The sequence below is a fragment of the Olsenella profusa DSM 13989 genome, assembly GCF_030811115.1.
In the GTDB taxonomy this organism is placed as follows: Bacteria; Actinomycetota; Coriobacteriia; order Coriobacteriales; family Atopobiaceae; genus Olsenella_F; species Olsenella_F profusa.
In genome coordinates this window covers 2,065,177-2,078,672 of sequence record NZ_JAUSQK010000001.1, presented here as the reverse complement: position 1 = coordinate 2,078,672, position 13,496 = coordinate 2,065,177, and the positions used below count along the sequence as shown (strand labels likewise).

Annotated in this window: 15 protein-coding genes; 3 read left to right on the top strand and 12 right to left on the bottom strand. The window is 68.1% G+C overall.

What is annotated here, in order from left to right; genetic code table 11:
• The first annotated feature begins 291 nt into the window (after window positions 1–291).
• From J2S71_RS09625 to J2S71_RS09615, 3 genes are all read left to right on the top strand, one after another.
• A complete protein-coding gene (locus tag J2S71_RS09625) occupies window positions 292–1,056 on the top strand; it encodes an ATP-binding protein (protein ID WP_307391276.1) in 765 nt (254 codons plus the stop codon).
• 1 nt (window position 1,057) lies between these two features.
• Window positions 1,058–1,252: a hypothetical protein gene (locus tag J2S71_RS09620; RefSeq protein WP_307391273.1), complete on the top strand. Its 195-nt coding sequence runs from the start codon at window positions 1,058–1,060 to the stop codon at window positions 1,250–1,252.
• Between the two features lie 125 nt (window positions 1,253–1,377).
• Window positions 1,378–2,037, top strand: a complete 660-nt coding sequence (locus J2S71_RS09615) for a transposase (RefSeq protein ID WP_051332981.1) — start codon at window positions 1,378–1,380, stop codon at window positions 2,035–2,037.
• 39 nt (window positions 2,038–2,076) lie between these two features.
• Here the strand turns inward: J2S71_RS09615 and holA are convergent, their stop codons facing one another.
• From holA to J2S71_RS09555, 12 genes are all read right to left on the bottom strand, one after another.
• Window positions 2,077–3,033, bottom strand: coding sequence for a DNA polymerase III subunit delta (gene holA, locus J2S71_RS09610; protein WP_307391270.1), 957 nt, complete (start codon window positions 3,031–3,033; stop codon window positions 2,077–2,079).
• Window positions 3,034–3,061: 28 nt separating this feature from the next.
• The gene (locus tag J2S71_RS09605) at window positions 3,062–5,452 is read right to left on the bottom strand and encodes a ComEC/Rec2 family competence protein (RefSeq protein WP_307391267.1); all 2,391 of its coding nucleotides are present in this window, start codon (window positions 5,450–5,452) and stop codon (window positions 3,062–3,064) included.
• A 1-nt stretch (window position 5,453) separates the two neighbouring features.
• The gene (locus tag J2S71_RS09600) at window positions 5,454–6,095 is read right to left on the bottom strand and encodes a helix-hairpin-helix domain-containing protein (protein WP_051332980.1); all 642 of its coding nucleotides are present in this window, start codon (window positions 6,093–6,095) and stop codon (window positions 5,454–5,456) included.
• A gap of 110 nt (window positions 6,096–6,205) precedes the next feature.
• Window positions 6,206–7,483 carry a tRNA uracil 4-sulfurtransferase ThiI gene (gene thiI, locus J2S71_RS09595; protein ID WP_021726561.1) on the bottom strand — a complete coding sequence of 426 codons (1,278 nt, stop codon included), beginning with the start codon at window positions 7,481–7,483 and terminating at the stop codon, window positions 6,206–6,208.
• Window positions 7,483–7,776: a DNA-directed RNA polymerase subunit omega gene (locus tag J2S71_RS09590; protein ID WP_021726614.1), complete on the bottom strand. Its 294-nt coding sequence runs from the start codon at window positions 7,774–7,776 to the stop codon at window positions 7,483–7,485. Before J2S71_RS09590 ends, thiI begins: the two co-directional genes overlap by 1 nt.
• Before the next feature lie 9 nt (window positions 7,777–7,785).
• A complete protein-coding gene (gene gmk / locus J2S71_RS09585) occupies window positions 7,786–8,349 on the bottom strand; it encodes a guanylate kinase (RefSeq protein ID WP_021726599.1) in 564 nt (187 codons plus the stop codon).
• Window positions 8,350–8,658: an integration host factor, actinobacterial type gene (gene mihF / locus J2S71_RS09580; protein WP_040651952.1), complete on the bottom strand. Its 309-nt coding sequence runs from the start codon at window positions 8,656–8,658 to the stop codon at window positions 8,350–8,352.
• Between the two features lie 199 nt (window positions 8,659–8,857).
• Entirely contained in the window at window positions 8,858–9,583 is a 726-nt protein-coding gene (pyrF, locus tag J2S71_RS09575) for an orotidine-5'-phosphate decarboxylase (RefSeq protein WP_021726571.1), read from the bottom strand.
• Window positions 9,577–10,485 (bottom strand): dihydroorotate dehydrogenase, encoded by a 909-nt coding sequence (locus J2S71_RS09570; protein ID WP_307392471.1) that lies wholly within the window; start codon window positions 10,483–10,485, stop codon window positions 9,577–9,579. The genes pyrF and J2S71_RS09570 overlap by 7 nt, the downstream gene beginning before the upstream one ends.
• Before the next feature lie 11 nt (window positions 10,486–10,496).
• On the bottom strand, window positions 10,497–11,291 hold the full coding sequence (locus J2S71_RS09565) for a dihydroorotate dehydrogenase electron transfer subunit (protein WP_307391263.1): 795 nt from the start codon (window positions 11,289–11,291) through the stop codon (window positions 10,497–10,499).
• A complete protein-coding gene (locus J2S71_RS09560; protein ID WP_307391260.1) occupies window positions 11,282–12,577 on the bottom strand; it encodes a dihydroorotase in 1,296 nt (431 codons plus the stop codon). The genes J2S71_RS09565 and J2S71_RS09560 overlap by 10 nt, the downstream gene beginning before the upstream one ends.
• The gene (locus J2S71_RS09555) at window positions 12,561–13,496 is read right to left on the bottom strand and encodes an aspartate carbamoyltransferase catalytic subunit (protein ID WP_021726595.1); all 936 of its coding nucleotides are present in this window, start codon (window positions 13,494–13,496) and stop codon (window positions 12,561–12,563) included. The genes J2S71_RS09560 and J2S71_RS09555 overlap by 17 nt, the downstream gene beginning before the upstream one ends.

Sequence of the window (13,496 nt, the reverse complement as noted above, 5' to 3'; positions counted from 1 at the left end):
TCGTGAGGATGTCCCTGCCCGGCGAGCTCGTCGCACACCTGGACGGCGAGGACGCCCCGGGCCCGGGGCGCGACCTGCGCATCCTCAGGGACGAGGCCGGCGCCCACGGGTTCGCCAGCGCCGTCGAGGCCATGGCCGAGTCCCTGTCCGCGACGGGCGGCATAGACGCCGCGACCGTCGGCCTCTCCGCGGCGCGCATCGCCTCGGGGGAGGCGCGCCGCGAGTACGGCGAGGACGTCGACCTCGGGGCCTACGACCGCGCGTTCGGGCTGGTGGAGGGGGGCGCCGGCGATGCAGCCTGGCAGCAGGCAGAGGTCGGAGGCCGAGGGCCTCCTCCGCGCGTGCGCGCGTGCGCTCTTCATATCTTGCGACTCCATAGACGCGTTCCTCGGCAGGGCCACCCCGGGCCAGCTCGCCGCCTGCACGTCGCTGCTCGAGGACGAGCTGTCGCACAGGGAGCGCGCCAAGCGCGGGCGGCTCCTCAGGCAGGCGGGGTTCCCCGTCCCCGAGACGCTCGGGGGCTTCGACTGGCCCAACGTCAGGTTCCCAGACGGCTGGGGCGCCGACGAGATGCGCAGCCTCTCGTTCGTGGACGCAGCGGAGGACCTCGTGTTCTTCGGGAAGACGGGCAGGGGCAAGTCGCATGCCTCGATAGGCCTTGGCATGGCCGCCGTGGCCGCCGGCACCCCCGTGCGGTCCTACCAGACCGCGCGGCTGGTGCTCGCCCTCGGGAAGGCGAAGCGCGACGGCACGCTCGACAGGGTTCTCGCGGACGTCGCGAAGGCCCGGCTGGTGATCCTGGGCGAGTTCGGCCACGTGCCCTTCGACGTGGACGGCGCGCGGCCGCCCTGCCAGGTCATATCCGACAGCTACGAGTGCCGGAGCATCGTGTTCACCACCAACGTGGAGTTCTCCAGGTGGGGCACGGTCCTCGCGGGCGACGAGCTGGCCGCGGCGATCGTCGACAGGGTCGCGCGCCACGGCAGGCTCGTGGAGTTCGGCGGGCCCAGCCACAGGCTGGAGAACTCGCTGATGCTCGGGAAGGGAGGCGAGTGACGTGAGGGAGAAGCCCGGGGCGCGCCGCGCCTCGTGCCCCATCTGGGACCTCGACGAATGGGTGCTGGAGCACCACGACGTCGTGACGCTCTGCAGGGGCTTCGACTGCCCCGAGTGCGTCGCGGACCCGGAGGAGCTGGGGCCGACCGGGCCCCCTGCGCCGCCGGACCCCGGCGTCCGCGAGGTCCCGTTCTAGGAGGTTGCAAGGGTCGGCGGGTCCGTGCGCAAACCCGCAAAAGTTTCGTGCACGGACCCGAAAGAAATGCGTGCACATTCCCGAAACTGGGGCTTGACTAAACACACCAGGCGGCGGGGTGCCCCGTGTGCCACGGGAGGTGCGGCGCCTGCGACACGTGCGAGAGGGCCTGGAGGCACCCCGGCGTCTGGCAGCACGGGACGATCGCGCGCCGCGCCGCGCCCCGGGCCGCCCAGGCCGCGGGCAGGTCCCACGCGGTGCAGCTCCCGAACAGGGCGATCGACCACGTGAGGTGCCAGGGGAGGCGCGAGTCCGCCGAGAGGCGCCGGCAGCTCGCGGGGACGAAGTGCGTCTGGCCCGAGCGGAGGGAGAGCCTCACGGAGCGCCAGCTCGCGACGGGGGAGGAGCCCGACCCCGCGAGGACCCGCCCCAGGACGGCGAGGGCCTGCCAGATGGGAGAGGCGCTGCAGGACGTCTACCCGTGCCCCGACAGGGGGTCGGCGGCCAGGGCCCTGGAGCGCCTCTGCTCGTGGATGATGCACTCCAATGTCCGAAAGATGAAGACCGTGGCGAGGACGCTCGGGAAGGAGCGCGAGGGCATCCCCGACTGGTGGAAGAGGGGCTCGACCGACTCGTTCCTGGAAGGCCTCAGTTTTGTCGTCCAGTCGGTCCGCAGCGCCGCCAGGGGCTTCAGGAGCATCGCCCACTTCAGGACGATGATCCTCCTCAGGCTGGGCCGTCTGGACCTCACGGCCCAGAAGAAGCTGGCATGTGCTACCCACTAGAAACCGTAAAGAGCCTCTTTTTAGTGTCGAGGAACGTCGTCAGGCACAGACGACTGCCATGAGCTCCAGGAAGGCCGTCTTCTGGTCGAGCCCCCCCTTGAGGCGCCGTTCGCAGGCGGCGCATGCGGCAAGCGCCTGCTCGAGCTCGCCGGCACCAAAGCGACGCGACCAACCAAGGTGGTGCTTCACCATCCAGGGCGCGCGGCCCAGGGCCGTTGCCAGCGAGCCGCCCTCGCCGCGCCGGTCCAGGCTCCGGGCGCATATCAGCTCGCGCAGGCGCCCCTCCACGAGTGAGGTGAGTGCGACCTCGGAGGGATTGTCCATGAGCCCGTAGAGCTCGAGGGCGCGGGGAAGGTCGCGCTGGGAGAGCGCATCCAGGAAGTCCCAGGGCTTGACCTCGGCCACGCGCGCCACGTGGGCGCGCACGTCCTCAAGCGTGATCTCGCCGGCATCCCCCTTGAGGGCTGCAAGGCTCCTCACCTGCGTGTCCAACAGGGTAGTGGACTCCCCCACCCTGCCCACGAGCTCGCCTGCCGCAGCCTCGCCCATCCGCATGCCATGTGCGCGGGCGAGGCTCTGCACCAGGGGGGCCAGCTCCCAGCGTCTCTTGGGCGTGCAGTCTATGATGGCCTGCCTGCCCACGGCCGCGACGGCCTTGTAGAGGCGCGTGTTCTTGGCAAGTTTCGAGGCCACCAGGCACAGCACGCAGCCCTCGTTGGGATTCTTCAGATACGCGACGAGCGCCTCGCTCACGGACTTGGAAAGCCGCTCCGCGCGCTCGATGACCACGAGGCGAAAGCCATCTCCCACAGGCAGCGTGTTGAGCGAGATGAGCACGGCCTGCGCCTCGAGGGTTCCCGAAGCCGCATGCTCGTCCAGGTTGAAGGCGGCAAGCCCCTCGTCGAGCCTGCCCTTGAGCCGCGTGAGGGCGGTGCGGCTCTTGAGCTCGTCCTCGCCCACGATGAGGTATGCGGGAAGCAACGTGCGCTGTGCCATGGATCTCTCCTCTCCTCTCACCCGTCCACTATGACACATCGCCGCCCCTCTCCGCACCTCGCTCCGTGCGCACGAGGCAGCCCCTCTCCCGAGGCAGGAGCGTGACCGTGCCCACATCCTTGGTGCAGTAGAAGCTCGCCCCAGCCCTCTTGAGCAACGAGACACAGGTGGGGTCGGGATGCCCATACTCGTTACCCTCCCCGGCCGATGCCACGGCGACGCCAGGTGAAAGGCGCGATGCCAGCTCCTGCGAGAGCGAGACGCGTGAGCCGTGGTGGCCCACCTTGAGGAAGTCCAAGCTGCCCAGGTGCGCCGCCTGCAGGGCTGCGGCCGTCTCGTCCCGTTCCGCGTCCCCCGTGAGGAGTCCCGTGAAATCGATGACGCCATCGCGGTCCGCATCGTATGAAAGCGCAAGCTCGAGAGAGTCCCGGTTCTCGTTGCCCGAGACCCGCCCCCGTGGCCAGATGGCCACGAGCGTGAACCGTCCCACGTGGATGGCATCCCCCCAAGACACCTCGACGGGGTCGGCACCGCTGACGACATGCACGGCCTCCCGCAGCTCAGCCCCCATGGAGGGTGCCACACCGCGGGCGACCAGAACCTCAGGCCTCCCAAGCGGCACCGCAAGCTCGTCCAGCCCTCCCACATGGTCATCGTGCAGGTGGGTGAGGAGCACGCCATCGAGCCTGAGGACGCCCAGCCTCGCAAGGCCATGGGCGGCCGAGGCGTCGGATCCCGTATCCACCAGCAGCGCATGGGGGCCGTCCTGGATCAGGATGGCATCGCCCTGCCCCACGTCGAGCACACAGATGCGTGCGGGGGCCAACAGGCTGCCCTGCACCACGACGAACGTTGGGATGGCAAGCCCAAGCGCGAGTGCCCGAGCCACTGCGCGCCTCCTGACATGCGGCCAGGTGAGGTAGAGCCCCAATGCGCACGTCGCGACAACCACCGTGACTGCCAACGGATGAGGGGCCGCTGGGATGCTCGCACAGGGCATGCCCGCCAGCAGGCGTACGGCTCGCAGCACAGCCCGTGACACCCATCGCGCGGGAGCGAACGCCACCCCTTCCAGCGGGGGAACCGTCGCGGCGGCATATCCCAGGACGCCCGACCCGATCATGAGTGCAAAGGGTGGGCCCAGCACCAGGTTCGCAAGGGGCGCCACCAGCGAGACCTGGCCGAATGCCTGGATGGTGAGCGGCAGCGTGGCCACCTGGCAGCAGAGCGTCGCCGCCACCGTGTCACGCACGGCCTCGCCAGCTGTCGTGAGCGGAGCCCTCGCCGCACGGGGGAGATGGGCCACGGTTCGGCGCAACGCTCGGGGTACCAGCAGCTCCTCGAGCGCATAGGCCCCATAGCGCGCGAAGAGGCAGAGCGCGAGGACGGAGGCGAGCGACAGGAGGAAGGAGAGCTGGCCGGAGACGGCGGGGTCGAGCAGGGCGAGCGCCAGGCCCGCAAGGGCCGCGGCAGAGGTGCCATGCGACCTGCGTCCCACAAGCTGCGCCGCCCCGGCCACGCCACACATGGCCCAGGACCTCACCGCAGAGACGGGCAGCCCACAGAAGAGCACGAAGAGGCCGCAGGCAACCTGCAACAGCGCGATGCGCGGCGCAGGCTGCAGCCGGGTGTGCGAGAGCGCTGCCATGATCAGCCACGTGAGGATGACGAGATGACCGCCGGACACTGCAACAAGGTGCGATACGCCCGCACGGGCACAGTCCCCATCGATCCCAAAGGATGACAGTGCCGCAGCGTAGCCGCCCACGCTGCCCGCGACGAGCGCCCCCTCCCCACTCTCGCCTGCGCCCATCGCCCGCACCATCCGCTGCCTGAGACGCAGGATGAGGCCATAGGGTCCCGAGGGCATCTGGACGGATCGCACGCTCACGACGCGCACGCGGCCAATGATGCCCTGGGCTGCGGACGTCATGCCCCATGCGTCATCCTCATTGGGCGCAAAGCGTCCCACGCACGAGAGCGTGCTGCCACGCTGAGCCTCCTCGGGAAGGCCCAGCCACACGTCAGCGGTGGCGCCATCGGGCAGGTGCACCCTTCCGCGGGAGCTCAGGCCACCCGCGGCGCTGATGCGTGGGTCGCCGATGACCTCTATGCGACAGCTCGATATCGGAATGTCCCCAAGGCGCCTGGCCACCATGGCATCGGCCTCGGCCCGCATGCCGCCCAGCGCGCAGCCCATAACAAGAGCCCCCGTCAATGCGACCGCGCTGCGTGCCGTCCGCACCGCCGTCCCTCGGCGCCAGCCCCACAGCACGCATGCGCCGGCCGCCGGCAGCGCAAGGAGGCACAGCCCGAACGCAGGGACGACCATGTCCCGCAGCAGGAGCTGCTCGCCCGCGAGCACGCACGCGAGGGCTCCCAGGGCTGGTGGCACGGAGGGCCTGACGGGGCGTTCCATGCTAGACGCAGATGCGTGGACGGAGCTTCTCGAGCTTCTTCTGCCCTATGCCCGAGACGCGCATGAGATCATCGACGGATGCGAAGCGCCCGTGCTCCCGCCGATCCCTGACGATGGCCGCCGCCGTGGCATCCCCCACGCCGGGGAGCTGCTTGAGCTCCTCTTCGCCTGCCGTGTTGATGTTGATCGGGGCGGTCGAACCTGACGAGCCGGAGGGGGCGGCGTTCGTCCGGCCTGCAGTGTCCGTGGTCGGGCTCGCAGACGGCGCCTCCCCCATGCGGGGGACATGCACCTTCTGGCCATCCTGGAGCAGGGTCGCGAGGTTGAGCTGTGTGGTGTCCGCGTCCTCTGCCAGGCCCCCGGCGGCCGCTATCGCATCGCGCACGCGGGCTCCCTCGGCAGCAAGTTCGTAGACGCCGGGCGACATGACGGCACCATCAACATCAACCACCAGCGTGGCGGGATCCTGTGTGGCACCGTTGTCGGTGCCCACCGGTGCGTCACGTGGCACCGTCGCCGCTTCCGCGTCGTCGAAAGACGCCTCGGCCCGGTGCTCGACAAGCTCTGCGCCATCCGTCATGCCACCCGCACGCCAGATGACGACCGCACCCACTGCCACGGCGGCGGCTACGGCGAGTGCCACCCCCGCACGCCATCCCCTTCGACGTGACCTTCCTCGTGTCCTCTGGGCCATACGAACACCTCCTCACACCATGGTGAGGCGAGAACACATCGAGATTCTCAGGTGGCGGCTTAAAATCGGGCCGATTCTGCGCCAGTCTGCGGCGTTCTGCCCTGCCATGGGCGCGGCGCAAGCGCAGGGTGGCGCTCCTTGAGCTCCTGTGGTGGCTTGTAGCTGGGGCATTGGTCAAAGTCGACATACTCTGTGGAGGCCACCAGACCGTCGATCATAGCATCGTGATCGAAGGAGTCCCACGCCTCGTGCACCTCGCGCAGGCGCGCGTGCGTCTCGGGGCGACGCGGCATGAAGAGCGTGCAGCAGTCATCCACCGACTGCGAACTCAGCTCAAAGGTCCCGATCTCCTGGGCACGGCGCATGATCTCCTGCTTGTCGGAGCCGATGAGCGGGCGGAGCACGGGCAGGGAGACCGTCTCGTTGACCGCGGCGATGTTGTCGAGCGTCTGCGAGGCGACCTGGCCCAACGACTCGCCCGTCACAAGTGCCTTTGCCCCCTCGAGCCGGGCGACGCGCTCGCCTACGGCAAACATCACGCGCCGATAGGTGATGATGCGCAGGCTCTGGGGCACGGCCAGGGATATCTGGCGCTGACGCTCGCCAAAGGGCACCACATAGAGACGACCGATCATACCGGAGGGCGCCAGTGCATTGATGATGTCCTGGCAGAGCCACTCACTCGTGTCGGGCGTCATGGGACGACCCGAGAAGTGGACGGGCACGCACACGGCGCCGCGGCGTCCCACCATCCAGGTGGCAACCGGAGAGTCGAAGCCACTGGAGAGCAGCGTGACCACCTTGCCGGCCGTGCCCACGGGAAGGCCGCCCACGCCCGGGCCGCTCGCGGCATATACGTACACGCTCGCGTTGATCACGTTCACGCAGACCGTGACGTCGGGCTTGTGCATCTGGACCCGCTTGGTGGGAAACTCCTGGCAGAGCACGTCTCCCACCAGTCGGTTGATCTCAAGCGTATGGCGGCCGTATGCGGTGGAGGAGCGACGGGCGTGGACCTTGAACGAGTCGAACTCCCCCGCCTCGTGCAGTGCCGTGACGGCCGCGGCGCAGTACTCCTCCTCGTCCAACGTGCATAGGTAGGCCAGAGAGACGCGCGCGACGCCGGGCACGCGGGATATCACGTGCGCCATCTCGGGCGTCGCCTGCCCCCCGTCGACGCTCACGAGCACATGGCCCGAGATGCGTCTGACGGCGCGTACAGGATGGTCTCTGAGCGCCCGGTGCAGGTTGGTGACGAGCCGACGCTCGAAGGTCGAACGGTTCTTTCCCTTGAGCCCGATCTCATGGTAGTGGACGAGGCAGACCCTGTCGCTCATCAGAGGTTGTGCTCGACACGCTCGTTGGAGCCCTTGATGTCACGGTCGAAGTCCTCGCGCACGAAGCTCAGCGTCCCCTCCTCGATCTCCTCCATGGCGACGGAGACGGTATCCTTGCCGGAGACGATCGGAGTGATGTCGTCGAACTCCTGAACGGCAGTCACCCGGAGGTGCTGGCCACGAATCATGCTGTTGATGTCACAGGCGCGCTTGGAGGCAATGGAGCAGAGAAGAAAGGGATTGTGCTCCGTATGCTCGAGAAGGTTGTCAATTTCAGGCTTGGTAACGGCCATGGGAGTCCCCTATCCTTCGTATGAGCGGATTATTTGAAGCAGCCTATCGGAGGCGGCATCGACGTCATCGTTCACGATACGTTCGTCGTACTTGTCGGCAAGCTCAAGCTCGCTGCGGGCGTTCCTGAGCCGAAGCCGCAGCTGGCCCTCGTCTTCGGTGCCGCGCTGGCGCAGCCGTCGCTCCAGCTCCTCGAGCGACGGCGGCTCGATGAAGATGAGGACCGCATCGGGCATGAGGCGCAGCACGTTGAGGGCGCCTTGGACATCGATCTCGAGGATGACCGACGTACCCGAGGCGAGCAGGGCGTCCACGTCGCCCTTGAGCGTACCATAGCGATGACCGTGCACGTTGGCCCACTCGAGGAACTCACCCGCGCGCACGCGACGGGAGAACTCCTCCTCGTCCAGGAAGTGGTACGAGACACCATCCACCTCGCCTGGGCGCGGCTCCCTCGTAGTAGCCGAAACCGCCAGGCCCAGGTTGGGATGACGCTTGCGCACGCGCGCAAGAAGCGTGCCCTTCCCGGCGCCTGACGGCCCAGAGATGACAAAGAGTCGAGGCGTCTGGCCCACTTACTTGGAGAGAACCCCAAGGAGCTGCTCGCGCTGGCGGGCGCCCAGACCCTTGACGCGACGCGTAGCAGAGATACCCAGCTCGTCCATGACCTTGGTGGCCTTGGCCTTGCCATAGCCAGGCAGGGACTCGATGAGGGCGGAAACCTTCATGCGGGCAGCAATGGGGTCATCGGAGTCGAGGACGTCCTCGAGGGAGGTCTCACCCTTCTTGATCTTCTCGCGAAGCTCAGCGCGAGCGTGACGCGCGGCCGCGGCCTTCTCGAGGGCTGCCTTACGCTGCTCATCAGTAAGCTGAGGTAGTGCCATGGTTCCTCCAAACATCGGGTTACACATACGCAGTTGCGCGTATCTGCCGTGACGAGAATAGCAGGTCAAGGCAGTACAAGCAAGCATTGTGCGTATTGACGGGCGCTTTTTCAATCGCCAGGCCCAAAAAGCCCGATGTGGGGCCCTAACTTCACAAAAATACCCTTAAAGTAAAATAAAAGGTCGGGACCTGAAGGTCCTATGCCACCCCCAGGAGCTCCTCGACGATGGCGCCAATGGCGCGGACGGGGTCCGCGCTCCGTGTGATGGGCCTGCCGATGACGAGCTTCGATGCCCCCGCCTCGATGGCGGCCGCCGGCGTCGCCACGCGCCGCTGGTCGCCCGTCGCAGCGCCCGCTGGCCTCACGCCCGGTGTCACGATGAGCGCCTCGGGGCCCAGGAGCGTGCGCATCGCCGCGGCCTCCTGCGGCGAGCAGACGATGCCATCGGACCCCGCCCCCACGGAGAGGCGTGCGAGACGTGCCACCTCCTCCTCGACCGAGCAGGCGATGCCTATCTCGGCCAGCGCCTGCGCACTCATGCTCGTGAGCACGGATATGGCCACGAGACGGGTGCGCTCCGCTCGCCCGGACGCCTCCTCCTCCACGCCCGCGCGCGCCTCGCTGACCATCGCAGGGCCGCCCAGGCCATGGATGGAGAGGAGGTCCGCGCCGGCACGCGAGGCGGCGCAGGCCGCACCATGGACCTGGAACGGGATGTCATGCAGCTTGAGGTCCAGGAAGACCTTGAACCCCACCTCGTGCAGGGCGGCGACGATGGAGGGCCCCTCGGCGTAGTAGAGGGTCATGCCCACCTTGACCCAGCCCACCCTGCCCGAAAGGCGCCCAGCGAGCTCTCTCGCCTCCTGGGCCCCACAATCAAGGGCGACGATGATGCTGTCGCGTGCCTGCCTCTCGTCTAGCATTCGAAGGCTCCAATCAGCTCGTTGATGTCACGGACGCCCTGCGAGGCCGCCCACTCCCTCAGCTCGTCCAGGATGCGGGGGGCGCACGTGGGGTCATAGAGGTTGGCGGTGCCCACCGAGACGGCCGTGGCGCCGGCCAGGATGAACTCGGCGGCATCCTCGCCCGACGCCACGCCACCGATGCCGCAGAGCGGTATGCTGACGGCACGGGAGGCCTCCCATACCATGCGCACGGCGATGGGGTGGACGCAGGGGCCCGAGAGCCCCGCCGTGGGACGTGCGAGCCTGCTTCTGCGCGTGTGGACGTCAATGGCCATGGCGGGGATGGTGTTGATGAGCGAGAGGGCGTCAGCACCGGCATCCTCGAGGGCACGGCCTATCTCGGCCACGTCGTGCGGGGCCATCTTGACGATGACGGGGCGTCTGGTGTGCGGCCGCACCGCGCGCATGGCCTCGGCCGCCGACCGGGGGGTCGACCCCATGGCGGCGCCGCCCGCCGAGACGTTGGGACAGCTGATGTTGAGCTCGAGCGCACTGGCAAAGGGGGCGAACTCCTCGTACAGCTCCACAGCCCGCACATACTCCTCGATGGAGTGGCCGATCACCTGGCAGATGACCTGCGTGCCTCTGGAACGGAGCTCGGAGAGGTAGGCTGCGCCCTCGTGCGCGAGGGCCGCTATGCCGGGGTTGGCGAGGCCGACGGAGTTCATCATGCCGCTCGGCACCTCGGCGAGGCGAGGCGCGGGATTGCCCTCCCACGGTACGGCCGAGCATCCCTTGCAGGTGATGGCCCCCAGGCACGAGACATCATAGAACCCCTCGAACTGATTGCCGAAGCCATAGGTGCCCGAGGCCGTGTTGAGGGGGTTTTTCATCCTGACACCGCCCAGGTTGACGGCCATGCTCACCGCACTCACAGCACCACCTCCCGGGCATCGAAGACGGGGCCGTCCGTGCAGCACGACTTGTAGCCGCCGTGCGCCGCACGCACGTTGCAGCAGGCACAGACCCCAAAGCCACAGCCCATGAGCTGTTCGCAGGAGACCTGGCAGGCAATGTCATGCACTGCCGCCAACCGTGCGACGCCCGCCATCATGGGGGCAGGGCCGCAGGTGTAGACCTGGGCATACGTCCTGGCCGCCAGCAGCTGCGCCATGGCGTCGGTCGTGAGGCCCCTGAGCCCCGCGGTGCCATCATCGGTGGTTGTCGTCACGGTGCCGGCACCCAGCTCCAGCAGGCACTCCCGTCCCCAGAGCCTGGAGGCGCTCTGGGCGCCCAGGATGGCATCAAATGCCGCGCCCTCCTTGGCAAGCATGCCCGCCGCCGCCACGAGGGGCGGTGCGCCCACACCTCCGGCAACGAGCAGGGCGCGGCCTGAGGCGCCCCCGCGCCAGCCGGTGCCGGCAGGGCCGATGAGGTCGGAGCGCTTGCCTGCGCGCATGAGGGACAGGCGCCCCGTGCCCTCCCCCACGACGGCGTAGACCACCTCCACCGTTCCCGCCTGCGCGTCCGCATGGGAGAACGAGAGCGGGATGCGCAGGATGTGGGATGCGTCTCCCGGCACCCTGAGGTTCATGAACTGCCCCGGCACGATGGAGCGCGCCACATCCGGGGACCGAAGGACGAGACGGAACACGCCCTCGGCCACCTCGCCGTTGGAGACGACCTCGAAGCCGTGGAGGCCAACGGCCGCGCTCCCTACTGACATACGGCACCGTCCGCCAGCGTGCGCCTACCGTCCACGAAGACGTCCGTTGCAACACCCATGAGCTCCCGCCCCAGGAAGGCGGAGTTCTTGGACTTGCTCTGGAAGTAGCCCGCCGTGATCGTGACCTTCCTCGTGGGATCGATGAGCGTGAGGTCCGCAGCGGAGCCGCGCTGCGCCTTGACCTCGTCCAGACGCAGGATGCGACGGGGATTGACCGCCATGACCTCGATGAGACGCTGCCAGCTCATGCGCCTGGGACCCACGAGGTGCGTGAGCATGAGGGGCAGCGAGGTCTCCAGGCCGATGATGCCGAAGGAGGCGATCTCCCACTCGCACTCCTTCTCGTGGCGGGCATGGGGCGCGTGGTCACTCACCAGGCAGTCGATGGAACCGTCGACGATGCCCTCGAGCAGGGCGTCCATGTCCTCGCACGTGCGCAGGGGCGGGTTCATCTTGAGATTGGTGTCGTAGCGATCCGTGATGTCGTCCTCGTTGAGGAAGAGATGGTGGGGCGTGACCTCGCAGGTTATGGCGAGGCCCTCCTCCTTGGCGCGCCGCACCGCCTCGAGCCCGCGGGCCGTGGAGATGTGGCACACATGGAAGGGGCAGCCCGTGAGGCGGGCCAGCTCGATGTCGCGCTCGATCTCCAGCTCCTCGCCCAGGGCCGGCCAGCCGAACATGCCGAGGCGCGTGGAGGCGCGCCCCTCGTTGACGACGCCGTTGGCGGTGAGCGAGTTGACCTCGCAGTGCGCCAGCACCGCGCGGTCGAACTGCGAGACGTACTCCATGCAGGTGCGCATCATGCCCGCACTCTGCACGCCATGGCCGTCATCGGAGAAGGCACAGGCGCCCTCCATGACCATGTCGCCGATCTCGGCCAGCGCCTCGCCCCGCTCCCCCACGGTGAGGGCGCCGATGGGGCGCACGTGGCAGAGGCCGGCCTGGCGGGCATGGTCCTTCTGATAGCGGACCTCGGCCCCGGAGTCGGTGACGGGGTCGGTGTTGGGCATCGTGGCGACATCGGTGAAGCCACCGTGCGTCGCCGCACGGCTGCCCGTCTCGATGGTCTCCTTGTACTCGAAGCCGGGGTCGCGGAAGTGCACGTGCATGTCCACGAGGCCCGGTACGAGGTACCGGCCCGCACAGTCCATGACCTCGGCGTCGGCGGGCGGCTCGAGGCCCTCGCCCACCTCCGCGATCCTGGTGCCGTCGATGAGGACGTCACAGGTGCCATCGAGGTCGAGCTGTGGGTCGACCACATGGGCACCCCTAAGCAGATACGCCACTGCCCTCTCCTCCCAGAAGCAGGTACATCTCGGCCATGCGCGTGAGGACGCCCGCGTTCACCTGCTCGAGGATGCGCGAGCGCGCACAGTCGGCGACATCGGCATTGATCTCCATCCCACGGTTGAGCGGGCCGGGATGGCAGATGATCGCGTCATCCCTCATGCGACCCACGCGCCTCATGTCCAAGCCATAGAGGCGGTTGTACTCGCGCTTGGAGGGAATCGTTGCGCCCTCCATGCGCTCGAGCTGCACGCGCAGCATATAGACCACGTCCATCCCCTCGATGACGCCATCGAGGCTGGCGGTCTGAGGGCAGTCGAACCAGTCTGGATCATCCACCTGAAACGCGGGGGGGCCGACGAGCGTGACCTCGGCGCCCATGGTCTTGAGTGCCGGGGCGAGCGAGCCACACACGCGGCTGTGCGCGAGGTCGCCCACGATGGCCACCTTCAGGCCATCCAGGTGGCCGAAGTGCTTGCGCATGGTGTAGAGGTCGAGCATGGCCTGCGTGGGATGCTGGTGCTTGCCGTCGCCGGCATTGATGACCACGGCGTCCGTGTTCTCGGTGATCTTCTGCGGCGTGCCCGCCAGGCGCGCACGGCACACGAACATGTCCACGCTCATGGCGTCGATGGTCTGGATGGTGTCGGCGAGGCTCTCGCCCTTCACCACGGAGCTCGTGGGGCCGCCCATGGAGAGGCTGTCTGCCGACAGGCGCTTCTCGGCCAGCTCGAAGGAGCTCTTGGTACGCGTGGAGGGCTCGAGGAAGAGGTTCACGATGGTGCGCCCGCGCAGTGCCGGCACCTTCTTGATGGCCCGGCTGTTGATGGATTCGAACGAGGCGGCCGTGTCCAGGATCTGCGTGATGTCATCGGCCGTGAGGCTGTAGGTGTCGACGAGGTTCCTGACGGAGAGCAT

Coding starts and splice junctions, on each gene's coding strand:
- J2S71_RS09625 (WP_307391276.1), top strand. CDS start 292: ATGCAGCCTGGCAGCAGGCAGAGGTCGGAGGCCGAGGGCCTCCTCCGC.
- holA (WP_307391270.1), bottom strand. CDS start 3,033: ATGGCACAGCGCACGTTGCTTCCCGCATACCTCATCGTGGGCGAGGAC.
- J2S71_RS09605 (WP_307391267.1), bottom strand. CDS start 5,452: ATGGAACGCCCCGTCAGGCCCTCCGTGCCACCAGCCCTGGGAGCCCTC.
- thiI (WP_021726561.1), bottom strand. CDS start 7,483: ATGAGCGACAGGGTCTGCCTCGTCCACTACCATGAGATCGGGCTCAAG.
- J2S71_RS09590 (WP_021726614.1), bottom strand. CDS start 7,776: ATGGCCGTTACCAAGCCTGAAATTGACAACCTTCTCGAGCATACGGAG.
- mihF (WP_040651952.1), bottom strand. CDS start 8,658: ATGGCACTACCTCAGCTTACTGATGAGCAGCGTAAGGCAGCCCTCGAG.
- pyrF (WP_021726571.1), bottom strand. CDS start 9,583: ATGCTAGACGAGAGGCAGGCACGCGACAGCATCATCGTCGCCCTTGAT.
- J2S71_RS09570 (WP_307392471.1), bottom strand. CDS start 10,485: ATGGCCGTCAACCTGGGCGGTGTCAGGATGAAAAACCCCCTCAACACG.
- J2S71_RS09565 (WP_307391263.1), bottom strand. CDS start 11,291: ATGTCAGTAGGGAGCGCGGCCGTTGGCCTCCACGGCTTCGAGGTCGTC.
- J2S71_RS09555 (WP_021726595.1), bottom strand. CDS start 13,496: ATGCTCTCCGTCAGGAACCTCGTCGACACCTACAGCCTCACGGCCGAT.